We start from the raw sequence: 21,032 nt of genomic DNA, 5'->3' as shown, positions 1-21,032 counted from the left end.
GCAAATACCAGTGCGATCGAGCTCTTCACAATTGCCTGCTTCATCTTGGAATTCCTTTTTTGGTCCGTAGCAAAGTGCACTAAGGGTGCAGCCCACCATTGCATAATTAGAAGAGCCTTGGCCAGCAGCTCGTTTGCTCTGAAGACAGACTGATGCGTCCCAGCGACGCCTGGAGCGGCAGCGAAGTGTGGCTTCACGAAGTGACCTGCCTCACACTCAGCCCTTGGAAACATCGCCGTCGCACCGCGACCATGGATAAACTATCGACATAACTAATCCAGGTCTGCACCCGGCAGGAGCTTCCGTGCACATCATCATCGCTGCAATCACCGCGCTGGCCGGCTTGCTATGGGCGATCAACTCCCTGCAGCGTTCCGGATTCAGTCTGAGCTCCATCAATCCGTTCCTGGCCTATCGGCGCTGGAAATGGAGCCGGACCTACGGTGCCAAGCCGATCTATCGGCTGGAACGGCCCATGGATGTGGCGGCGGTGCTGCTGCTGGGCATCGCCAAGGCCGATGGTGAGATCACCTCGGATCAGAAGCGGGAACTGCAGAACACCTTCCAGCACGAATTCGAAATTTCACGCGATGAAGCCGCCGATCTGCTGCTCGCCAGCTCACATCTGATCCGCGATGAGATTTATATCGTCGATCATCTCGACAAGATTCTGGAACCGAGCGCGGCGAAGTTCGAGCCCGCGGCGGTAAGCTCGCTGCTGACGATGATGCGGCGGATCGCGGCGCTGGATGGCTCGATCAATGGCGAGCAGCAGAAGTTGATCGACGCAACCGAACGATTCTTTGCGACCCGACAGAAGGCCGCAGGCGGCAAGTGGAGCTAGGGCCTGTGTTCACCAGGTCCTAACTCCCGCGGACGATCAGAACGTGCCTTCGGTGGTGTACGGACGGCGGCCTTGCGCATCCGGCGGGCCGAGGAATTCCAGCGTTTGCAGCAGATCGCGAGGGGCATCGGGGCGCGCGGCGACCAGGGTCTCGACGAGGTAGCTGCCATCGGGCTTCAGCTGGATGGTGCCGGTCACTTCCAGCGGGCCATCGCCGGCGTCCGAGAGCGCGCCCTTCAAGACTTCCGAGGTGGAGGCGGCGGGATCGAACGCGATTGCGATTAGCTGCCGACTTTTTTCGCAGGAACGGCGCGCCGGGCCAGTTTCAGGTTCCATTGACCTCCAACGTGCCATCCACGTGCGTCGGCCAGCCTTTCTCCAGCGTGACCTGCTGGAAGCGGCCGTTGATGGTGGCGGCCCACCCGCCGGGAATCACCGTGGCCGGCAATGCGCTGAGCGGGAAGGAGGCAGTGAGCGATTTCAGATTCATCGTGCCAGTGGGGCCCACGCTCAGCTGGGTCTGCGCGAAGCCATCGATACGCTTCACCTTCACATCCGCGTTGGCGTGCGCAGTGAGCAGCCCGAGCGCATGCAGCTTCCATTCGACGCCGCCGACATTCACGCCCTGGACTTGCAGCACCTGCGCACGGCCATTCCAGATCGTGCCGGAGACCCCGCCGGCATAAACGCCGGAGGAGTCCAGCCAGGAGGTCACGATGCTGGCGGGCAGGGTGACCACGGCGAAGATGATGAATGCGCCCACGCCGAGCGCAACCAACGGCCAGAGTCGCTTCATAGAGTTGTTATGCGCCGACGCGGGTCAGGACCAGATTGGCATTCACGAGGCCGGGCTTGCCGGCGCGATCGATGGTGGCGGACTCGACGTCCACCGAGTGCACCTGTTGCAGCTGGCCCAAGCACACCATCAACTTGTCGAACTCCGCGCCTTCGAGTCGGACGCGGATGCCGCGATCGCCATTGGGGGTCTGGCCGGTAAGCGAGGAACCCAAGCCGCAATCGCGCGCGGCACGATCGATCAGCACGACCATCGATTCGTTGCTCGGCCCCGGATGAGCGGGCGCGTTGGCGCTGAGCACGGCAACCTCGCCGGACACGCTGCGCATCCACGCCAGGTCACCTTCTTTCTGCGCGACCCGCTTGGCTTGTGCATTCACGGCGCCATACAGCGGCGAGAGCACCAGCACGTACACCGCGACGACCAGCACCAGAATGGCGCCGGCGATCATGATGATGCGCTCGCGGGGCTGCAGCGAATTGAACTTGTCTTTGAGCTGTTGCATCACGCGCCTGCCTTTTTGAATTGCAGCCGGCCCTCGACCTTCTGATCGCGCGGATTGGTGGACTGGATTTCGGCAGTCACGCCGCGCTCACCGGCCACCTGCCGGATGCGATCGAGCGCATCGACCGACGGCGTCAGCACGCGCAGATCCATGACATTGTTTTGATAGCGCAGCGCTTCGATATCGGTATTCGGAGCCTGCGCCATTGCTTCGCTCAACATGGCAAGCGTGGTGAGCATGCCGCTCTCGGGGCCGGTGCCGCGCAGTTGCCCGAGCACCTGCTCGACCTGTCGGCGCGCATCCATCGGATTGGGCACCGGCGCGCCCGGCAAGGCCTGTTGGTAGACCTCGGCGATCTGCGCGTCGAGCTGGCCTTCGACCTTCTTGTAATGGAAGTACTGCCAGCTCTTCACGCCGACGTGCGCGGCGAAGAACACAGCGGCGAGGATCGCGGCATAGCGCCACGGTGCAAAAGAAATATTGAGCTTGGTCTTGGCCGCATATGGTCCCTGCAGCAGGTTCACCGCGCCGGACTGGGGGATGTTCGAGGCCAGCAGCGGCAGGGGACCATCGGGCAGCAGCTTCAACTGCAGGCTCGCAGTGAACTCGCGCAAGCCTTCGAGCAGCTCGCGCTCGCGCTCGTAGTCCTCTTCCGAAACGAAAATGGTCACGTGCTCGCGGGACTCTTCGCCGCTGGCGAGTGCCATCTGTAGCGCTTCGATCAGCGGCTCGACTTCGATCACCGTGCCGGGCTGATTCTCGCGACGCACGTACAACCGCTTGCCGTCGATGAGCACGGCGACCGCACCCGCCACCGTCGGCAGCACGCTCGTTTCGGCGTAGATAGTGTCGGTGGACAAGCCTGCGAGCCGCAGCGTGCCGACCCATTCATCCATGCGATCGCGCGCAACCGCGGCGACGGGGGTGCCCGGGCGCGAATCGCGTTTGCCGACCGCGAAGTGCATGTCCTCGACGTCGGCTGCCAATTGTTCTTCGAGCGCGAAGGGCACGACTTGCGCCAGCTTCGCGCCGCCTTTCAACGGCAATATCGGCTCGGCAAGCAACACATCGGTGCCGGGCACCAGCACGACCGTCTTGCGGGTGTGCGAATGCTCGGCGGCATCGCTGAGCGAGCCCCACGAGACATTGCCTCGGCGGGCACCGCTGCTATCGATGACTAACCATTCGGCTTGTGGTGGCGCCGCCTGCGTCGCCCCGGGGGAGGCGGCCGCAATCGGATGCAAGCGGACAACTAGGAGTTCCGGCATCAGAGCGTTCCGTAGCTTCTTAGGATGGGACGGACCTGATTGGCGCCGCCGCTTCGATACAACAAACTGTACAGGGTGAACCTGTGAGTGCCAAGGGTGACCCAGATGGTCGCCAGAAAGTAATCGCTGGTTTCACCGATCACGTTGCTCAGCTCCTCTTTGCGCTCGTTCGAGAGGCTGGCCTGGAATTCGGTCACGGTCGGAAAACAGCGCTGCGCACGCGTCTGCTTGCCGGCATCGCGGGCCAGCGTGAATTCCCGACCCTCGCCGATCAGCGCATCGAGCAGCTCGGGCGATGCCGTACACAGATTGATGGGCTGACCTGGGGGCAGCGCTGTAACGAACGGCGCGAGCTTGCGATAGCGCTCTGCACCGAAGTCCGGCAAGGCCAACAGCTCGCTGGCACGCGTGATCGGCATGTTCGCGGTGCGGTAGGGCGGCGACAGATTCGTGTACACCGGATCCTCGGCGCCGTCGGGAAAGCCCGCATTGTTGTCCGAGTCGATCCAGTCGGCGATGTAGCCGGCCCACTTCGGCTCCAGTTCGAGCAGAGTGAGCAGGCGCGCGAAGCGCTCCACCGCGGGCTGGTTCGCCGTGCCGACGCCGGCCTGGTCAAAGGTCACCAGATCGTTGAGATTGAAGCGCCCCTGCATATCCTCCAGCTGACCTTCGAACTCACCGCCGACATCTTCCAGCGGAATCGGCGGAATGGGCGTGGCCCATTCTTCGGTGAAGTCATCGGTCTTGTTGGCTTGCATCTTGTCTCGGCGCAGCGCGTCGGACGCCCAGGCTTCCCCGCCCAACGCGATCTCGAACGACTGATCGAGCGAGAACGTGTTCACCGTGCGGCGCTGATCGAGATAGCCGCGGAAGCCGACTTCGGCCGCAAGAATGGTCGCCAGTGCCACGATCAGCACCGCCATGACCAGCGCGACGCCGCGTTGCTGCCGTTTGTCGGGCGGACGCAGGGCTGCACGCAAGCGGCTCATCCGGCCACCTCCACCAGTCGCTTCAGCTCGCCCCAGTCTTCGAGATCGAGCGTGATCTCCACCGCGATCGGTCGCACCCACGGCGCCTCGCCAGGCGAAAAGCCCAGCGGTGGCCACTGATCGTGCCAGCTGCGATTGGGATCCATGAAGCGGAATTTCAGGCTCTTCACGTTATCGAGCAGCACCGCGCTTTCCGGCTCGCTGCTCATGGTGCGATCGAGCGCGAGCCAGTAATCGCGAATGAGTTTTTTGTCCTCGATGCGATAGGCCGCGCGCTGCAAAGTGGAGCGGGGCACGCCGGCGGGATTGCTCCAGCCCGAATGCGTGAACTCCACCAGTTCGGGACTGCCGCTTTTCTCATCGGAGCGCAGCGCGGGCAACAGGCCGTCGCCCAAGGGCTGCCGCACCGGTCGCGGCTCGAGCGAGGTGAAGTCCAGATTCATCCGTTGCAGCGTCGATTGAATGGCTCGCGTGCGCGCGGCGCCGGCATCGACGATGTCACTTTGTTTGACCAGCTGGTTGTAACCGCCCATGGCGATCGCGCTGACGATCGCGAAAATAAAAATCGCGACGAGCAGCTCGACTAGCGTGAAACCGCGCGCCTTCATGAGCCAGGCTCCTCGGACGGCTGTTGCGGCTCCGAGGGAACCGGCTCGCCCGGCTGGAGCTGCGGCGGCGGCTCGGTTTCAGAATCGCGACGACGCTCGCGCTGTCGTCCGCCGCCGCCTTGCTGCGAGCCTTTCCACGAAATCTGTGTCGTGCCGGGCGGCGCCACGGCGGTGCCGTAAAAACCGGAGATATAGGCGAGTGAGCTCTTCTCCGGCGCCTCCGAGGGACGCACGCTGATCTCGATGCGGCGGATCGACTCGACCGGCGTTTGCTTTACTTCCATGGTCCAGCGCCAGTCGCGCCCGGCCATCTTTACTTCATCGGAGGATTTATCGAGCGCCGGTGCATTGGGCTCCAGGCGCACCTTGGTGAGCTGATTCATCGCGATCCAGTGCGCGATGGTTTTCTCACGAATGTACGAGGTGTTGTTGGCCGTCTGGCTCACGGTTTGGATGACGGCGAGCATGCCGAGGCCGACCACGATCAGCGCCACCAGCACTTCGATCAGCGTAAAGCCGGAGGAGGAGGCACGCCTGCGATCGATGAGTTTAGCGCGCACTGGACACCCGCATCGGCGCTTGCTTGCCGTTCTTGTTGTCCTGAGGTGGCTTGGTCTGCAGTAGCGGGCCCCATTGATTGCGCTCATCGCGAGTCTCGACGCGCAGATCGTTGTCGGCGAGCGCAGTCACGCGCCACACCGCCGGTTGGCCTTCACGCTCGATCTCCAGTTCGAACGGGCTCACATCGCCGCTGGACAGCACCATGATGTGCGGTGGGTTCCTTTTGTTTTCGTCCTTGTCGCCGCGCTGAGGCAGGTTCGGCTTGAGGATCACCTCACGCGATTCCAGTCGCAGCCGAAAACGCAGCCCCTCGGGCAGCTGCCGCTGCGCGAACAGCTCGTCACCCTCGATGGGCTCCCACTCGTTCTTGCGGGAATCGAAGCGCAGATATTCGTAGGCGCCGCTGGACACGAAAATGCCGAGATCTTCGACCTGCATTTCGCCTTCTTCACGCGCCTGTCGCAGCACCGTCCAGAAGCGGCGGGATTCATCTTCGGACTGACGGTCGCGTCCGAGCACGCCGAACGACAGGATCGCCACCGACACCATCACGCCGATGACCACCAGCACCACGAGCAACTCCAGCAGCGTGAAGCCGCTGTGCAGCTGCCTCCAGCGGGCCGGGGTGCAGGTGTGGATAATAGGAGCTCTACCGTGATGCGTAAGGCGCCGGATCATAACAAAGCAGATCGTACCAATGAGTGATGGCTTGTCCGGGCCCGCCCGGTCGTTTTCGCAGCGGCTCGGGCAATGGATGCCTGACGGGCGGGGTTGGCGGGGGGTTGGACTGCTGTGGCTCGGGCTGGTTCTGTTGTCGCTGCTTGGCGAAGACGGTCGGCTGCTGTTGCGCTATGAGCGCGAGGCAGTGCTGCAGGGAGAATACTGGCGCCTGATTACAGGACATCTAGTTCATGGCAACACGCGTCATCTGCTGCTGAACGCCGCCGCCGTTGCGCTGATCGCCGCGCTGTTTCAGCAGGAGTACTCCCGGCGAGGCTGGCTGCTGATCGCGCTGCTGAGCGCGCTGGCGATCGATGTCGCGTTTGTATTTTGGGAGCCACAGATTACCTGGTACGTGGGGCTGTCCGGGGTTCTGCATGGCGCGTTGGCGGCCGGTGCGGTGGCCTGGTGGCAGTACCAGCCGAAGCCGCTTGCACTAGGGTTGACCGCGATTCTGGTCGGTAAATTGAGCTGGGAATACTGGCAAGGCGCGCTGCCGATGGTGGGCGATCTGGCGGTCGTTGTGGAAGCGCATCGCTACGGTGCGCTGGGTGGGGCGCTGGCCGGATTCATCCTGTGGTTGCAGGCCCACAGGCAAGTGGCCGTAAAGTCAAGGATCTAGCCACCCTGAGGCGGATCGTTATAATCGCGCGCCGCATGAGGTTGGTCATGCCCGGTCGGGCCGCGAAAGTGGCCGAAAGACCCACAGGAGCTCAATGAGTTTTGCCTTTGTATTCCCCGGCCAGGGGTCGCAGTCGGTCGGCATGTTGGCCGCGCTGGCGAGCGCCGAGCCGCTGGTGCAGGAAACCTTCGCCGAAGCATCGTCGGTGCTCGGCTACGACCTGTGGCAGCTGTGCCAGCAGGGTCCGGATGAACAGCTCGGCGCTACCGAGCGCACCCAGCCTGCGATGCTGACCGCGGGCGTCGCGACCTGGCGCGTCTGGCGCAAGCACGGCGGTCCGCTGCCTGCGGCGATGGCCGGCCACAGTCTCGGCGAATACTCGGCGCTGGTGTGCTCCGGCGCGTTGGATTTCAAAACCGCGGTCGCATTGGTCCAGTTTCGCGGCCAGGCCATGCAACAGGCGGTGCCCGCCGGGCAGGGCGCGATGGCCGCCATCCTCGGTGTCGATGACGCCGATGTGGAAGCTGCCTGTGCCGAAGCCACCCAAAGTGGCGCCGCAGGCGAGATCGTTCAGGCCGCCAACTTCAATTCCCCCGGTCAGGTCGTGATCGCAGGCAGTGCCGTGGCGGTCGATCGCGCCATCGAAGTGCTCAAATCCAAGGGCGCCAAGCGCGCGATGAAGCTGCCGGTCAGCGTGCCGTCGCACACTGCATTGATGCAGCCCGCCGCCGACCGCCTGACCGAGAAATTGCAGAGCGTGTCGTTCGCGCAGCCTGAAGTGCGCGACATCTATACGGTCGATGTGAAGACTCACCAGGGACCGGACAGCATTCGCCAGGCGTTGGTGCAACAGTTGGTCAAGCCGGTGCGCTGGACCGAAACCGTGCGCGCCATGCTCGCCGGCGGCGCCAAAGTGGTGGTCGAGTGTGGCCCCAAGGGCGTGTTGACCGGCCTCAACCGCCGTATCGAGAAGAACAAGGACATCGCGATGCTCTCGATCGAGGATCCTGAGAGCTTGCAACAGGCGCTCGCGGCCTGCCGGAGTCAGTCATGAGCGAGCAAGTATTGGCCCAGGATATCGCGCTGGTGACCGGCGCTTCGCGTGGCATCGGCCGCGCGATTGCCGAGCAATTGGCGCGCAATGGTGCAACGGTGATCGGCACGGCGACCAGCGATGCCGGTGCTCAAGGCATCACTGAATGGCTCGCCGCCGGCAACTACAAGGGCCGCGGCATCGTGCTGAACGTCGCCGATGTGGCCTCGAGCGAAGCCGCCCTCAAAGACATCGAAGGCCAGGAAGGCGCGCTCACCATCCTGGTGAACAATGCAGGAATTACCCGCGATAACCTGCTCCTGCGCATGAAGCAGGAGGAGTGGGACGACATCATGAACACCAACCTCGCCTCGGTGTTCCGGCTGTCGAAAGCGGTCCTGCGCGGCATGATGAAGGCCCGCCGGGGGCGCATCATCAACATCGCCTCGGTGGTGGGTGTGATGGGCAACGCCGGGCAAACCAATTACGCCGCGGCCAAGGCCGGCATCATCGGCTTTTCCAAATCTCTGGCACGCGAGGTCGGCTCGCGCGGTATCACGGTGAACGTGGTGGCGCCGGGCTTCATCGCGACCGATATGACCGCCAAGCTGCCGGCCGAGCAACAACAGCAGCTGAGTGCACAAGTTGCGTTGGGACGACTGGGTTCTGTCGAGGATATTGCCCATGCTGTGGCGTTTCTTGCGTCGCCACAGGCCGGCTATATCACCGGTGAAACGCTGCACGTCAACGGCGGCATGTACATGGTCTGACGCCAGCAACGTCAGCCCAAAATCGAACAACTTTCGTAAATGTTGGCCCCACCGGGCTTCTAACTTAGAATACGCCCCCCGTGCGACCCCACCCATGAACAAAAAGGGTCGGTCTCGAGCGAAGGGTTTAAGCACCTCATAGAGGACTCGTACACAATGAGCAGTATTGAACAGCAGGTCAAAGCCATCGTCGCCGAACAACTGGGGGTGAAAGAGGAAGAGGTCACCAACGACGCTTCCTTCGTCGACGACCTGGGCGCTGACTCGCTCGACACGGTCGAGCTGGTGATGGCACTGGAGGAGGAGTTCGAAACCGAGATCCCGGACGAGGACGCGGAGAAGATCACCACCGTGCAGCAGGCGATCGATTACATCACCGAGCGTCGCAACCAGGCCTGAGGCCTCGCACGCGAGCTGTAGGCGCGCCCCGTAGACATCTCGGACGCGCCACGCTGAAGCATCAAGGAAGGCCGCAATCATCCACGGTCTTCCGCCAATCGCCCTCCATGTCCCCAGTAATTAGTTGTGGCAAGTCAATCGAAGTCACGCTTCTCGTGAGGTAACCGTTTGTCCAAGCGACGCGTAGTCATCACTGGTCTGGGCATCGTTTCCCCCGTCGGCAGCAGCATCGATTCGGCGTGGCGCAACGTGCTCGAAGGTAAGAGCGGCATCGTGCCGATCACCCGTTTCGATGTGAGCGCATTTCCCGTGCGCTTCCATGGCGGCGTGGCGGATTTCGATGCGGAAAAATATCTGCCGGCCAAGCGCCTGCGGAACATGGACCCGTTCATGCACTATGGCTACGCCGCCGCGGCCGATGCCATGAAGGACTCGGGCCTGGTCGTGACGCCCGAGAATGCCGCACGGATGGGTGTGGCGATGGGCGCCGGCATCGGCGGCCTCGACACCATCGAGGAAAATCACACCAAGTGGCTGGAGACCAAGAGCCCGAAGCGCATCTCCCCATTTTTCGTGCCCGGCAGCATCATCAACATGATCTCCGGCCACGTCTCCATCGATTTCAAGCTCACCGGGCCGAACATCGCCACGGTGACGGCCTGCACCACCTCGACGCACTCGATCGGTCTGGCCATGCGTTTGATTCAGTACGGCGACGCCGATGTCATGATCGCGGGCGCCGGCGAAATGGCGACCACGCCGCTGGGTCTGGGCAGCTTCTGCCAAGCTCGTGCGTTGTCGACTCGCAATGACGATCCGCAGGCGGCGAGCCGTCCGTGGGATAAAGATCGCGACGGCTTCGTGCTGTCCGATGGCGCTGGCTCGATCGTGCTCGAGGAATACGAGCATGCGAAGGCGCGCGGTGCGCGCATTTATGCAGAGCTCGTCGGCTTCGGCATGAGCGGCGATGCGCATCACATCACCGCGCCGCCGGAAAACGGCGAGGGCGCGCGTCTTGCCATGGCAAATGCGTTGAGGGATGCGCAGCTCGACCCGAGCGAAGTGCAGTACATCAACGCGCACGCGACGTCGACGGACCTCGGCGACCGCGCCGAGACCATCGCGATGAAGCGCGCCTTCGGCGATCACGCATCGAAGCTCGCGGTCAGCTCGACGAAGTCGATGACCGGTCACTTGCTCGGTGCCGCCGGCGCCGTGGAAGCGATCTTCTCGATTCTCGCCATTCGCGATCAGGTCGCACCGCCGACCATCAATCTCGACAACCCTGGCGAGGGTTGCGATCTGGACTACGTGCCGAAAGTCGCCCGTCAGATGCCGATCAAGGTGGCCTTGTCGAACTCGTTCGGCTTCGGCGGCACCAACGGCAGCCTGATCTTCAAGAAGCTCGACTGAGTGCCATAGACACTTCATGGGGGATGTCATGAGCGGCGCGGAGTCGCCCAGGTCCCCCGCGGTGGAGCAAGCGCCTGTAATCCAACCCGTCAGCGCCGATTCGTCGGCGCTGCTGGCGTTGCATGCCGCGTTTCCCGACCGCTATCCCGCTCTCTTCGAAAGCGCCGCCGCCGGCAACGCGCGCACGCGCTTCGACATCCTCTTTGCCTATCCGCAGGGGCAGCTGGCGCTGCTTCGTGATGGCACGCTGAGCGGTCGAACCCATGCGGCCGGTGGCCAGTTCCTGCCCGCGCTCGATCATTGGTGGCAAGCCGAGCGCGTTCGAGCCAGCGCCCATAACGAGCTGCCGTTCAGCGGCGGCTGGCTGCTTTACTTGGGCTACGAGCTGGCGGGCGAGATCGAGCCCCGACTGAGGCTGCCATTGCCGGGCGCTGGTCCGATTGCGGCCGCGATTCGGGTGCCGGCCGCCATCATTCACGAACGCCACAGCGGCCAGTCGTGGCTCGTTGTCGAAGCGGCGTTCGAGCCGCTGCTGACACGCATGGCAAACGATCTTGCGCACGTTCCAGCATTGCGCGCACCCGGCGTGCCGCTGGTGTCGGGCGGCGTGAGCGAAGATGCGCCGGATCGGTTCTTGCGAAGTGTGGAACGCGCGCTCGAATACATCGCCGACGGCGACGTCTATCAAGCGAATCTTTCGCGCAGCTGGCAAGCGAAGCTGACCGCCGGCGTCACCCCTCAACATCTGTATCAACGCCTGCGCGAGACCAACCCAGCGCCGTTCAGCGGCATCGTGCGGCTCGAAGGCATCACGATCGTAAGCTCATCGCCAGAGCGCCTGGTGTCGGTGCGTGACGGCCAGGTCTCGACGCGGCCCATTGCAGGCACGCGTCCGCGAGGCCAGACTGCTGCCGCTGACGTCGATCTTGCGCGCGAGCTGCACGCTCATCCCAAAGAGCGGGCGGAGCACGTGATGCTGATCGACCTGGAACGCAATGACCTGGGGCGAATCTGCGAAGCGGGTACCGTGAAGGTCGACGAGCTCATGACCATCGAGTCGTACGCGCACGTTCATCACATCGTTTCGAATGTGAGCGGCACGCTGCGCTCCGATGCGACGCCGGGCGACGTGCTGCGCGCGGTGTTTCCTGGGGGCACGATCACCGGCTGTCCCAAAGTTCGCTGCATGGAAATCATCGCCGAGCTCGAGGGCGTCGCACGCGGTGCCTACACTGGCTCGTTCGGTTATCTCAACCGCGACGGCAGCATGGACACGAACATTCTGATTCGCTCGCTGGAAGTGGCGGGCGATCGACTCACGCTACGCGCCGGTGCGGGCATCGTTGCCGACTCGGTGCCGGAGCGAGAGCTGGCAGAAACGCGAGCGAAAGCGCGAGGCGTGTTGCGAGCGTTGGGATCGGATACCGAAGGTGCGGGCCCATGACGCCCGCCATGCTGGTCAATGGTCTGCCGTCGCAGCAGATTGCGGCGGACGATCGCGGCTTTCAATACGGCGATGGGTTGTTCGAGACCGCGCTGCTGGTCGACGGTCGCGTGCGTTTCATCGACGATCATTGCCAACGGTTGTTCTCGGGTTGCGCGCGATTGGGCATTGCGCCGCCCGATCGAGCGACCCTGCTGCGTGAGATCGCCCAAGTCACGGCCGATGCGGACCGAGGCGTACTCAAAATCATCGTAACCCGTGGCGCCGGCGGTCGGGGCTATCGACCGAGCAGCCCGATGTCGAGCAATCGCGTCGTGGCGCTGCATCCGTTCAATCCGGCACCGCATGCGGCGCTTCGCCTGCGATGGTGTGACATCCGACTGGGACGCAACGCGCGGCTGGCCGGTATCAAACATCTGAATCGGCTCGAGCAGGTGTTGGCACAAAGCGAGTGGCGCGAAGGCGAGGCCGACGAGGGCTTGATGCTCGACACCGAAGGCGAAGTGGTGTGCGCCACGTCGGCCAACGTGTTCGTCGTTCGCGAGGGCGCGCTGGTGACGCCCGATCTGCGTTTCTGCGGCGTCCAGGGCGTGATGCGCGCACAGGTCATCAAAGCGGCCGCGAAACTGAAATTGGCGCTGAGCGAAGAGCCGCTGTGGCCCCACGATCTGGAAGTAGCGAGCGAAGTGTTCATCACCAACGCGGTGCGTGGCATCCGCTCGGTGGCATCGCTCGATTCGTTGCGATGGAGTGAGACCGACGTGGCGACCCGGCTGGCAACTGCGTTGGCGCTGAGCGACTGAAGGAGCGGAATGCGAACCTTGTTGCGTCTGTTCGGTGTATTGCTGCTGCTCGGCATCGTCGCGGCAGGAGCGCTTACCTGGTGGAGCCATCGCTGGCTACAGACCCCGATTGCCACGCTCACCGAAACCACCATCTTCGAAGTGCCCAAGGGCGCTTCGTTGCGCACGGTGGCAAGCTCTCTGAATGACCGTAACCTGCTGGATCAGCCGCTCATCTTCACCGCCTGGGCGCGCCTCACCAAGCGCGATCATTCGTTGAAGGCCGGCGAATATCAGCTGACGCCCGGACTCACGCCGAATGGTCTGCTGGAGTTGCTGAACTCCGGCGAGGTGCTGCTTCATAGCATCACTTTCATCGAGGGCTCGACCTTCGCCGACATTCGCAAAGCGCTCGCGCAATCGCCCTCGGTTCGAGACGACTACGCCGCGCGCACGCCAGAAGAAATCATGCGAGCGCTCGGTCAGCCCGATGTGCATCCCGAAGGTCAGTTCTTCCCGGACACCTATCGATTCCCGCGCAACACCACAGACATCGAGCTGCTGGGCATGGCGTTTCGACGCATGCAGCAGGAAGTGAAGGCGGCGTGGGAATCGCGCGCCAAGGATTTGCCGCTCGCCGGGCCGTACGAAGCATTGATTCTTGCGTCCATCATCGAAAAGGAAACCGCGCTCGATACCGAACGGCCGCAGATCGCCGGGGTATTCATCGAGCGACTGCGCCGAGGCATGCGCTTGCAGACCGATCCCACCGTGATCTATGGCATGATGAGTGCGTACGACGGCAACATTCGACGCGCCGATCTGTTGCGCGATACGCCGTACAACACTTACACGCGCGCAGGCTTGCCGCCGACGCCCATTGCAATGCCTGGACTCGACTCCATACGGGCAGCAGTGCATCCCGAGAGCAACGGCGCCTTGTTCTTCGTGGCGACGGGTAACGGCGATGGTAGCCATGCTTTCTCACGTACGCTGGCGGAGCACAATGCCGCCGTGAAACGGTATCTGCAGAAGCTGCGCAGTAGCTCGCGGCCGGCAGCTCAGGGCAAATGATTCATGCACGGTAAGTTCATCACCATCGAAGGCGGCGAGGGCGTGGGCAAGTCCACGCAGATCGGACGTCTGAAGGATTTCGTCGCCGGGCAGGGCGTCGAGGTGGTGATTACGCGCGAGCCCGGCGGCACGCATCGCGCCGAGCGCATCCGTGAGCTGCTGCTGGAAACGAGCGATGAGCCGATGCCGAGCACGTGCGAGTTGTTGCTCATGTTCGCGGCGCGCTCGACGCACATCGAGAATGTGATTCGTCCGGCACTGGCCCGCGGTGCGTGTGTCATTTGCGATCGCTTCACGGATGCGACCTACGCCTATCAAGGCGGCGGCCGCAGCCTGCCGATTGAGAACATCGCGACGCTGGAGCAGATGGTGCAGGGGACGTTGCGCCCCGATTTGACGTTGCTGCTCGACGCGCCACTCGACATCAGCGCCGCGCGAGCGAGCGCTCGAAACACCGCCGCGGGAACGAGTGATCGCTTCGAACAGGAGCGGCGGGAATTCTTCGAGCGCGTACGCACGGCTTATCTCGATCGGGCGCGACAGGAGCCGAAGCGCTTCGCCGTGATCGATGCCACGCAGAGCCTGGAAGCCGTGACAGTCGCCATTCAGCAGGCCATCGACGAGCGCCTGTTGCAGTTGTCGCCGGCACCGCGTTCATAACTTTCGTTTATAGCGTCAGCCATGGCCAAGAAAGACGAACAATCCGAGCCGCGATCGTTGCCAAGCCCGCGCTTGTTGCCGTGGCATTCGGCTGCGATCGCGCAGCTGCGTCACGCATGGACGGCGAACCGGTTGCCGCACGCGATTCTCGTGCAGGGTGCCGAAGGTCTCGGCAGTGAACCGTTTGCAGCGTGGCTTGCAGCCGCTGTGCTTTGTGAGAAGTCGGTCGACGGCGCGCTCGAGGTTTGCGGCTCGTGCGCCAGCTGTGCGCTCATCAAAGCCGGCTCGCATCCGGATCTGCACTGGGTCGCCCCCGAAGAGGAGAAAACCCAGCTCTCGGTCGATCAGGTGCGCGCGGCCTGCGAGAAGCTGTCGAAGACCAGTTTCCGACAGGGCTACAAGGTCGCCATCCTCGAGCCCGCTCACCAGATGACGCCAGGGGCGGCGAACAGCGTGCTCAAGACATTGGAAGAGCCCTCGCGGGGCAGCTTGCTCATGCTGCTGACCTCGCGACCGTCGGGCCTGCTGCCGACCGTGCGCAGCCGCTGCCAGAAGCTCTCCCTGACGCGTCCATCGACCGCCGAAGCGATGGCCTGGCTGCAGCAAGAGTCTGGCAAGAGCGTGTCACCGGCCTTGCTGGCATTCAGCGGCGGGGCGCCGCTCAAAGCGCTGGCCTACGCCGACGGCCGCTTCGACTCACTCAACCAGCACATGCAGAAGTCGTTACGCGATCTGCTGGCCGGCGACGCCGATGTGACCCAGGTCGCGGCGGAGTGGGAGAAAGATGCGCTCATCGATCGGCTGGTGTGGCTCGATCTGTGGCTGTCGTCGCTGGCGCGCGCAGGGATTGCTGGAACTGACGATCGGGTCACGTTCCCAGGGGGACCTGCGCACTTGCCAAGCCCGACGCGGCCGTTGAACATAAGCGCGCTGTACAGCATGGTGGATCGCACCCGGGCTTTGAAAGCGCAACTGGCCCGCACCGCGCTCCAACGCGAGCTGGCCGTGGAGTCCTGGCTGATCGGTCTGCTGGAAGCGCTGGCACCCTCGAAGGGACCAGTGGCACGCGCAAGCTGAGCAACCTAATTAAACGCGCCTTGTTAAACCTTATTGCGCCCGTCGGAAAGATCGCATGGTGATGCGTCCACCCAGCAGCAAGCCCGGCTTGCTGACTCTGACAATCAAGGACAAGAGTGCGCTGTACCTGGCGTACATGCCTTTTGTGAAGAACGGCGGCCTGTTCATTCCGACCAACAGCAATTACCGGCTCGGCGATGAAGTGTTCATGCTGCTGAACCTCATGGGCGAGGATGAGAAGCTGCCGGTCGCCGGCCGCGTGATCTGGATGACGCCCAAGGGCGCGCAGGGCAAGCGCACGGCGGGCATCGGCGTGCAGTTCAGCGAGCAGGATCGCGGCAACACTCAGCGCAAGATCGAGAGCTATCTGGCCGGCGCCTTGGGCGGCGACAAGCCCACCCACACGATGTAACTGAGTTCCGCGGCGCTTATTTCTTCAAGTTCGCCGCGTTCATTCCGCCTTTCAGCACCGACGCATTCAAATCCCGCTCGGCGAGGATGTAAGCCGCAGCGGAGCTGCGTCGGCCGGTGTCGCAGACCACGACGTAGTGCAGCCTCGGGTCGAGCGTTTTCAGCTTCAGGCGAATGAAATACAGCGGCAGGTTGAGCGCATCTTCCAGGTGGAAGTTTTCGAACTCGCTCGGCAGCCGCACATCGAGCCACTTGCCGCCGTTGGCGACGATCTGCCGGGCCTGATCGAGCTCCACCCACTGCAGCATGGGCTCGTTGAGCAGTTTGCGGAAATCGTCTTTCGCCAGCCGCATCAGTGCGCCGTCGGTGAGCATGGTGATATTCGCGTTGCGTTTCGCGTCGGCGATCAACGCCTCTTCGCCGAACGTGTCGCCCATGCTGAGCTCGGCGAGCTTGATACCGGCTTTGTTCAACGGCGTCTCGCGCGTGACCAGGCATTTGCCTTTGACGATCACGTAAAAATAATCGCCGTCATCGCCTTGCTTGATGATGACGTCGCCGGCCTTGGCGTCCATGCGCTGCATGCGCATGAAGATCGCCTGGATGTTCGCCGGCGGAATGCGATGGAACGCCTTGGTCTGCAGCAGCGTCGTCATCCAGTCATCGCTCGCCGCTGCCTGCTCATTGGCGCTGCTCAACTCGCCGACTTCGTACGAGCCGGTCTGGTCCCAGGTGAGCATCATGTCGAGCATGTCGCTGTCGATGGCGATGAACTCGACCCGCTCGGAGACGGCACGCGCGGTATAGCGCCGCGGCGTGAAAGGGGCGATGGGATTGCGTGCTTCTGGAGAGCCGGCACGCAACATCGTGACGGAGCGCTCGTCCTTCAGCAGCTCGAGGACGCCGCTCACCAGGTAATACGTGCGCTTGTCGCTATCGCCTTCCTTGAACAGAAAGCGTCCCGCGGACAGCTCGCGGAGCACGGTCTTGCGCGCCAGCGTCTGCAGGTTCTCGGGTTTCAATCCGTCCAGCGGGGAAAATGACCGAAGCAGGCCAAGATCGAGCGGCTTGCTCTCCATGTGTCTCCAGTGTCGAAGGGATCAGTTGCCCGAACAACGCGACGGCAGGCGAAGCGCATCCGGGGCAGACCTGTGAGGACAGATCCGGCGGGGATGGTAGCACAGCCTATTTACCGGTAAGACCGCGCTACCCGCCGCGATCAGCGCACTAAATCCCACCCTTCGTCCGGGGCAAATCTGTCACCGTGGGCAGTTTGTAATTCTTGTAAGCGGGCAACGATGGCGTCGACACCGCGCGTACGGGCGTATTGCAAAGGACCGCCTCGAAACGGCGCAAAGCCCGCGCCGAAGATCACGCCGGCGTCGATGAGATCGGGGTCTTCGACGATGCGTTGCCGCAGCACCGCGACCGCTTCGTTGATCAGCGGCAGCAGCAAGCGATCCTGCAAATCCTCGGGCGCACTCTGGCCGGTGTGCGGCGGCTTTACTGGCTTGTCGTTCTGCCACACGTAGAAGCCTTCGCCGGTTTTCTTGCCAAATTTCTTGGCCGAGAAGCGGGTCGCGAGCACCGGCGGCACTTCCGCGCCCGTTTCGAAAAAGACCTTGCCGACACTCATCACCACATCCAGACCGACCACATCGGCCAGCTCGATCGGGCCCATGGGCATGCCGAATTCTTCGGCGGCGCGATCGATCAGCGCCAGCGGCACGCCTTCCNGCGCGGCGCGAACCGCTTCGCTCAAATAGGGCATCAGCACGCGATTGACGAGAAATCCAGGCGCGCTGTGACAGGCGATCGCGAGCTTGTCGATCTGTCGTGCGAACGCCAGCCCGGCCTGAATCTCCTGCGGATCCGNGTCCGCTGCATGAATCACTTCGACCAGCGGCATTGCGCGAGAACGGGATTTTGAAAAAAATTTGCAGGGCCGATGAGTCGCTTGCGGCTGCGCGAGCTTTTCTTCGGCCAGCTGTTTCGAGCACGATGCTCGATGTGTTGGTCGCGAGCACGCGTGGGCTTTGACTGCGGCTCGATGCGCGCGTACAGCTCTTTGCTTCGCTTCGAGATTCTCGTAGATGGCCTCGATGACCAGATCCGCTTGCGGCACGCCTGCACCCGGCACATCGGCCTGCAGCCGCGCGATCACTTCATCGCGCTTGGCTTGATCCGGATAGCGCTTCTCGAAAAATTTTCTTGCCCGCTCCATGGCAGGCGCGACGTATTTTTCCTCGCGATCCTGCAACGTCACACTGAGGCCGCGAGCAGCGCACCAGGCAGCAATGTCGCCGCCCATGACGCCCGCACCAACAACGTGCACATGCTTGATCGGCTCGCCGGCGCTCTTGCCCGCGGATTTGAGTCGCTCTTGCAAAAAGAACACACGCACCAGGTTGCGTGAGGTCGGCGTGCACAACAGATTGCCCATCGAGCGGGCTTCGGCCTCGTAGGCGCGATCACCCGCGCCGCCATACTCCTGCCACAGCTCGATCAGCTTGTAGGGAGCAGGGTAGTGCTCGGGGCGAGCCCGCTTTGCCACCTGCGCGCGCATCTGCCCGGCGAGGATGGGCCGCACCAACCCGAGGTTCAGCAACCGATTCTTCAGCGACATCGTCTTCGCGGGCGGCGGATTGAGCGCGATCTGGCGGGCGACGTCGCGCAGTTGCGCTGGCAGCGCGAGCTTGTCGACCAACCCCATCTGCAGCGCCTGCTTGGGGCGGATATGCCGCCCGGTGAGCATCAGCTCCATGGCCGCGACTGGGCCAGCCAGCTGCACCGCGCGAACCGTACCACCCAAGCCCGGATGCACCCCGAGCTGCACTTCCGGAAAGCCCAGCGTCACCGAAGGATCGTCGGCGGCCACGCGGTAGCGGCACGCTAGCGCCACTTCCAGACCGCCACCGAGCGCGAACCCATTGATCGCGGCCACCGTGACACACCGCAGCCCCGCCAGCTTGTCGACCACCTGCTGGCCCTGGCGGATCATCTGATACGCGGCCTCCGGCGAGTCGATGCCGACGAAGCCTTTGATGTCGGCGCCGGCGATGAATCCATTCTTGCCCGAGGTGACGATCAATGCCTTGGGCGGGGTGCGAGCGAGCGCCGTGAGAATGGCGTCCAGCTCTTCCATCACTTCGCGCGACAGACTGTTCACCGCCGCGTGGGCCTTGTCGATGATCAGCCAGGTGAGGCCGTTCGCTTCGCTCTCCAATCGCCAATGAGCGGCGCCGCTGGCAGCGGCCGTGGCTTCGGTCATGATCGACTCCGCGGGTTTTTATTCAGGTTCTGGGCCGGATGTTGAAATCGCAGATCAGGGGCCGGTGGTCGGAGAAACGCACGTCCGGCACATCGAATTGAGTCACTTCGATGCCGTTGGAATACAGCACGAAATCCAGTTCCTTGCGCGGCTTGTGGCTGGGGTAGGAGGGCAGGCCGAGCCGATTCGCGCTCTTCAGCCCGGAAGCTTCCATGAACAGGTAGATCTCGTGATCGCCCCAGAACGTGTTGAAGTCGCCCGCCACGATCACCGGCTTGCTGGCGCGCTTGACCAGCTCGTGCAGGTGACGCAGTTGGTCATGGCGATGGCGAAACTTCAGCGACAGGTGCACCAGGAAGATCGCGCATTCCTCCAGCTCCAGCTCGATGATCAGCCGCTTGATGCCGGTCTCGAAGTAATGGAAGCGCTCGCCTTCGACGCGCGGTGCAGCCAGAAAGGCATTGCTCTGCTTGCGCACGATGGGCATCAGCTGATTGATCGAGGCCGTGCCGTATTTACACTGGTAGGTCGAATAGTGACCGAGCGAATCGGCGATCTGCTTGGCCTGGTTGACCAGCCCGGAGCGGATCGAGCCGGTGTCGATCTCGATCAAGCCGACCAGGTCCGGATCGAGCGACTTGAGCCAGTCGGTAATGCCGTTGAGCACGCGAGAATTGCTGCGGAGGTAGCCTGCGCCGGGCACCGGCAAGTGGAAGGCCGGGCCGAAACCGGTGGCATACCGGATGTTGTACAGAACGAAGCGCATCGTGTTCGCGTGAGCTCAAAGCATCGGCTTGGACCGAGCGGACGGTGCGCATTCTACAGCAGCATTATGGATTAGAATGGGCTCATCATCGCGGCGGGAGCCAGCCAAGTGGGCAGCATTTCTCAACACAATCCGGTGCGGCTGTTCGTCAGTCATGCGTTCGAGCCCTCGGACGATTATCACCGCGTGTTCGAGTATCTGGAGAGTTCGCACAACTTCTACTACCGCAACTGTAGCAATCCGGAGTTCGCTACCAGTTCGCGCGAGGCCATGAAGGAAGAATTACGCAAACAGATCGGACTCGCCGAATGCGTGATCGTGCCGGCCGGGCTGTACCAGCGGCATCGGGAGTTGATCGACTTCCAATTGAACTGCGCCAAGGGCCTGGAGAAACCGGTGATCGTGCTGGAGAAATTCGGCATCAAGGAAAAAGTGCCGGTGCAGCTGGAGGCGCTGGGCGATGAGATCATCGAGTGGAACGAGCGCTCCATCGCAGACGCAATCCGCCGGCAGGCCCGTCACGAAGACACGGCCCGCTGGGACACGATCGAGTTCAAGCTGGAGGACTAGTCGAGGACCGACCGCACCGCGCCCGGCGGGGCTAATCCTCGCCGACGGCACGCAGTTTCGGTGCACGTTGCGCTGCCTGAAGGCGCGCCAGCACGCCGAGCATGCCGACGATGCGCACTGCGAAGCCACCGGCTTCGGAGTCGGACATCTTGCGAACGGTGGCCTGAATCGCGTTCTCGCCCTTCATGGGGCGGACGCAGCATAAGGCGGTCGACAATGAGGTGAATTCGTCGCGGATCTCCCGCGGCAGCTCGTCTTCTTCAAGACCGGCAAGGTGCTCGCGAAAGGCTTCGACCAGCCGGTGCTTGATCGGCCCGGCCGAGGCAAGCACGACCGTCGCGGCGCAAAAAAAAAAATTCTCCCAAGGCGCTGCTCATTCAACTGACTCCCGGATGGGTTAGCCGCTGATGGCGCCAAGGATCGGAAGATCATTCCAGCAACAACAACGG

General features: G+C 63.0%; 25 protein-coding genes. 13 read left to right on the top strand and 12 right to left on the bottom strand.

The window, feature by feature from the left end:
• Positions 1–304: 304 nt before the first annotated feature.
• Positions 305–844 (top strand): TerB family tellurite resistance protein, encoded by a 540-nt coding sequence (locus D0550_RS31510; RefSeq protein WP_116813158.1) that lies wholly within the window; start codon positions 305–307, stop codon positions 842–844.
• Positions 845–880: 36 nt separating this feature from the next.
• Here D0550_RS31510 and gspN (D0550_RS36605) read toward each other — a convergent pair whose 3' ends face one another.
• The 8 genes from gspN (D0550_RS36605) to gspH are packed head-to-tail and all read right to left on the bottom strand — an operon-like array spanning position 881 to position 6,249.
• On the bottom strand, positions 881–1,180 hold the full coding sequence (gene gspN / locus D0550_RS36605) for a type II secretion system protein N (protein WP_161966178.1): 300 nt from the start codon (positions 1,178–1,180) through the stop codon (positions 881–883).
• Positions 1,170–1,640, bottom strand: a complete 471-nt coding sequence (gspN, locus tag D0550_RS36600; protein WP_116813156.1) for a type II secretion system protein N — start codon at positions 1,638–1,640, stop codon at positions 1,170–1,172. Before gspN (D0550_RS36600) ends, gspN (D0550_RS36605) begins: the two co-directional genes overlap by 11 nt.
• 7 nt (positions 1,641–1,647) lie before the next feature.
• A complete protein-coding gene (gene gspM, locus D0550_RS31495; RefSeq protein ID WP_116813155.1) occupies positions 1,648–2,145 on the bottom strand; it encodes a type II secretion system protein GspM in 498 nt (165 codons plus the stop codon).
• Positions 2,145–3,413: a type II secretion system protein GspL gene (gspL, locus tag D0550_RS31490; RefSeq protein ID WP_116813154.1), complete on the bottom strand. Its 1,269-nt coding sequence runs from the start codon at positions 3,411–3,413 to the stop codon at positions 2,145–2,147. The genes gspM and gspL overlap by 1 nt, the downstream gene beginning before the upstream one ends.
• Positions 3,413–4,402 carry a type II secretion system minor pseudopilin GspK gene (gspK, locus tag D0550_RS31485; RefSeq protein WP_116813153.1) on the bottom strand — a complete coding sequence of 330 codons (990 nt, stop codon included), beginning with the start codon at positions 4,400–4,402 and terminating at the stop codon, positions 3,413–3,415. The genes gspL and gspK overlap by 1 nt, the downstream gene beginning before the upstream one ends.
• The gene (gene gspJ, locus D0550_RS31480) at positions 4,399–5,010 is read right to left on the bottom strand and encodes a type II secretion system minor pseudopilin GspJ (RefSeq protein ID WP_116813152.1); all 612 of its coding nucleotides are present in this window, start codon (positions 5,008–5,010) and stop codon (positions 4,399–4,401) included. Before gspJ ends, gspK begins: the two co-directional genes overlap by 4 nt.
• Positions 5,007–5,570 (bottom strand): type II secretion system minor pseudopilin GspI, encoded by a 564-nt coding sequence (gene gspI / locus D0550_RS31475; RefSeq protein WP_161966177.1) that lies wholly within the window; start codon positions 5,568–5,570, stop codon positions 5,007–5,009. Before gspI ends, gspJ begins: the two co-directional genes overlap by 4 nt.
• Positions 5,560–6,249: a type II secretion system minor pseudopilin GspH gene (gspH, locus tag D0550_RS31470; RefSeq protein WP_116813150.1), complete on the bottom strand. Its 690-nt coding sequence runs from the start codon at positions 6,247–6,249 to the stop codon at positions 5,560–5,562. Before gspH ends, gspI begins: the two co-directional genes overlap by 11 nt.
• A gap of 19 nt (positions 6,250–6,268) precedes the next feature.
• Here gspH and rrtA point away from each other — a divergent pair, with 19 nt between their 5' ends.
• The 11 genes from rrtA (at position 6,269) to D0550_RS31415 (ending at position 15,977) form a co-directional block, all read left to right on the top strand.
• On the top strand, positions 6,269–6,913 hold the full coding sequence (rrtA, locus tag D0550_RS31465) for a rhombosortase (protein WP_116813149.1): 645 nt from the start codon (positions 6,269–6,271) through the stop codon (positions 6,911–6,913).
• A 94-nt stretch (positions 6,914–7,007) separates the two neighbouring features.
• Positions 7,008–7,967 carry an ACP S-malonyltransferase gene (gene fabD, locus D0550_RS31460; protein ID WP_116813148.1) on the top strand — a complete coding sequence of 320 codons (960 nt, stop codon included), beginning with the start codon at positions 7,008–7,010 and terminating at the stop codon, positions 7,965–7,967.
• Complete coding sequence (gene fabG / locus D0550_RS31455) at positions 7,964–8,716, top strand: 3-oxoacyl-ACP reductase FabG (RefSeq protein ID WP_116813147.1); 753 nt, start codon at positions 7,964–7,966, stop codon at positions 8,714–8,716. The genes fabD and fabG overlap by 4 nt, the downstream gene beginning before the upstream one ends.
• A gap of 156 nt (positions 8,717–8,872) precedes the next feature.
• Positions 8,873–9,115: an acyl carrier protein gene (acpP, locus tag D0550_RS31450; protein WP_066920125.1), complete on the top strand. Its 243-nt coding sequence runs from the start codon at positions 8,873–8,875 to the stop codon at positions 9,113–9,115.
• A 168-nt stretch (positions 9,116–9,283) separates the two neighbouring features.
• Positions 9,284–10,528 carry a beta-ketoacyl-ACP synthase II gene (gene fabF / locus D0550_RS31445; RefSeq protein ID WP_116813146.1) on the top strand — a complete coding sequence of 415 codons (1,245 nt, stop codon included), beginning with the start codon at positions 9,284–9,286 and terminating at the stop codon, positions 10,526–10,528.
• Between the two features lie 28 nt (positions 10,529–10,556).
• A complete protein-coding gene (locus tag D0550_RS31440) occupies positions 10,557–11,972 on the top strand; it encodes an aminodeoxychorismate synthase component I (RefSeq protein ID WP_116813145.1) in 1,416 nt (471 codons plus the stop codon).
• On the top strand, positions 11,969–12,775 hold the full coding sequence (gene pabC / locus D0550_RS31435) for an aminodeoxychorismate lyase (RefSeq protein WP_116813144.1): 807 nt from the start codon (positions 11,969–11,971) through the stop codon (positions 12,773–12,775). Before D0550_RS31440 ends, pabC begins: the two co-directional genes overlap by 4 nt.
• Positions 12,776–12,784: 9 nt before the next feature.
• Positions 12,785–13,828 (top strand): endolytic transglycosylase MltG, encoded by a 1,044-nt coding sequence (gene mltG / locus D0550_RS31430; protein WP_116813143.1) that lies wholly within the window; start codon positions 12,785–12,787, stop codon positions 13,826–13,828.
• Positions 13,829–13,831: 3 nt separating this feature from the next.
• Positions 13,832–14,488, top strand: coding sequence for a dTMP kinase (gene tmk, locus D0550_RS31425; protein ID WP_116813142.1), 657 nt, complete (start codon positions 13,832–13,834; stop codon positions 14,486–14,488).
• Between the two features lie 21 nt (positions 14,489–14,509).
• Entirely contained in the window at positions 14,510–15,565 is a 1,056-nt protein-coding gene (gene holB, locus D0550_RS31420; protein WP_116813141.1) for a DNA polymerase III subunit delta', read from the top strand.
• 55 nt (positions 15,566–15,620) lie between these two features.
• A complete protein-coding gene (locus D0550_RS31415; protein WP_241520982.1) occupies positions 15,621–15,977 on the top strand; it encodes a PilZ domain-containing protein in 357 nt (118 codons plus the stop codon).
• A 16-nt stretch (positions 15,978–15,993) separates the two neighbouring features.
• Here D0550_RS31415 and D0550_RS31410 read toward each other — a convergent pair whose 3' ends face one another.
• The 3 genes from D0550_RS31410 to D0550_RS31400 form a co-directional block, all read right to left on the bottom strand.
• The gene (locus D0550_RS31410) at positions 15,994–17,055 is read right to left on the bottom strand and encodes a cyclic nucleotide-binding domain-containing protein (RefSeq protein ID WP_116813140.1); all 1,062 of its coding nucleotides are present in this window, start codon (positions 17,053–17,055) and stop codon (positions 15,994–15,996) included.
• 140 nt (positions 17,056–17,195) lie between these two features.
• Positions 17,196–19,247 (bottom strand): enoyl-CoA hydratase-related protein, encoded by a 2,052-nt coding sequence (locus tag D0550_RS31405; protein ID WP_170134695.1) that lies wholly within the window; start codon positions 19,245–19,247, stop codon positions 17,196–17,198.
• Positions 19,248–19,269: 22 nt separating this feature from the next.
• Positions 19,270–20,013, bottom strand: a complete 744-nt coding sequence (locus D0550_RS31400; RefSeq protein WP_116813139.1) for an endonuclease/exonuclease/phosphatase family protein — start codon at positions 20,011–20,013, stop codon at positions 19,270–19,272.
• Positions 20,014–20,121: 108 nt separating this feature from the next.
• Between D0550_RS31400 and D0550_RS31395 the strand changes: the two genes are divergently transcribed.
• Entirely contained in the window at positions 20,122–20,583 is a 462-nt protein-coding gene (locus tag D0550_RS31395) for a TIR domain-containing protein (RefSeq protein WP_116813138.1), read from the top strand.
• A gap of 31 nt (positions 20,584–20,614) precedes the next feature.
• Here D0550_RS31395 and D0550_RS31390 read toward each other — a convergent pair whose 3' ends face one another.
• A complete protein-coding gene (locus D0550_RS31390; RefSeq protein ID WP_116813137.1) occupies positions 20,615–20,914 on the bottom strand; it encodes a hypothetical protein in 300 nt (99 codons plus the stop codon).
• Positions 20,915–21,032: the final 118 nt, after the last annotated feature.

Source organism: Steroidobacter cummioxidans (assembly GCF_003104955.1).
The sequence above is the reverse complement of the archived record's forward strand: the minus strand, read 5'-3'. Positions and strand labels throughout refer to the sequence as shown.

Excerpts from the sequence above, each read along its gene's own strand:
- tmk (WP_116813142.1), top strand. The coding sequence starts at position 13,832 with ATGCACGGTAAGTTCATCACCATCGAAGGCGGCGAGGGCGTGGGCAAG.
- fabD (WP_116813148.1), top strand. The coding sequence starts at position 7,008 with ATGAGTTTTGCCTTTGTATTCCCCGGCCAGGGGTCGCAGTCGGTCGGC.
- fabG (WP_116813147.1), top strand. The coding sequence starts at position 7,964 with ATGAGCGAGCAAGTATTGGCCCAGGATATCGCGCTGGTGACCGGCGCT.
- D0550_RS31410 (WP_116813140.1), bottom strand. The coding sequence starts at position 17,055 with ATGGAGAGCAAGCCGCTCGATCTTGGCCTGCTTCGGTCATTTTCCCCG.
- gspN (WP_161966178.1), bottom strand. The coding sequence starts at position 1,180 with ATGGAACCTGAAACTGGCCCGGCGCGCCGTTCCTGCGAAAAAAGTCGG.
- D0550_RS31400 (WP_116813139.1), bottom strand. The coding sequence starts at position 20,013 with ATGCGCTTCGTTCTGTACAACATCCGGTATGCCACCGGTTTCGGCCCG.
- gspN (WP_116813156.1), bottom strand. The coding sequence starts at position 1,640 with ATGAAGCGACTCTGGCCGTTGGTTGCGCTCGGCGTGGGCGCATTCATC.
- gspH (WP_116813150.1), bottom strand. The coding sequence starts at position 6,249 with ATGATCCGGCGCCTTACGCATCACGGTAGAGCTCCTATTATCCACACC.
- holB (WP_116813141.1), top strand. The coding sequence starts at position 14,510 with ATGGCCAAGAAAGACGAACAATCCGAGCCGCGATCGTTGCCAAGCCCG.
- gspL (WP_116813154.1), bottom strand. The coding sequence starts at position 3,413 with ATGCCGGAACTCCTAGTTGTCCGCTTGCATCCGATTGCGGCCGCCTCC.
- gspM (WP_116813155.1), bottom strand. The coding sequence starts at position 2,145 with ATGCAACAGCTCAAAGACAAGTTCAATTCGCTGCAGCCCCGCGAGCGC.
- acpP (WP_066920125.1), top strand. The coding sequence starts at position 8,873 with ATGAGCAGTATTGAACAGCAGGTCAAAGCCATCGTCGCCGAACAACTG.
- rrtA (WP_116813149.1), top strand. The coding sequence starts at position 6,269 with ATGAGTGATGGCTTGTCCGGGCCCGCCCGGTCGTTTTCGCAGCGGCTC.
- D0550_RS31415 (WP_241520982.1), top strand. The coding sequence starts at position 15,621 with ATGGTGATGCGTCCACCCAGCAGCAAGCCCGGCTTGCTGACTCTGACA.
- pabC (WP_116813144.1), top strand. The coding sequence starts at position 11,969 with ATGACGCCCGCCATGCTGGTCAATGGTCTGCCGTCGCAGCAGATTGCG.
- mltG (WP_116813143.1), top strand. The coding sequence starts at position 12,785 with ATGCGAACCTTGTTGCGTCTGTTCGGTGTATTGCTGCTGCTCGGCATC.
- gspJ (WP_116813152.1), bottom strand. The coding sequence starts at position 5,010 with ATGAAGGCGCGCGGTTTCACGCTAGTCGAGCTGCTCGTCGCGATTTTT.
- gspK (WP_116813153.1), bottom strand. The coding sequence starts at position 4,402 with ATGAGCCGCTTGCGTGCAGCCCTGCGTCCGCCCGACAAACGGCAGCAA.
- D0550_RS31440 (WP_116813145.1), top strand. The coding sequence starts at position 10,557 with ATGAGCGGCGCGGAGTCGCCCAGGTCCCCCGCGGTGGAGCAAGCGCCT.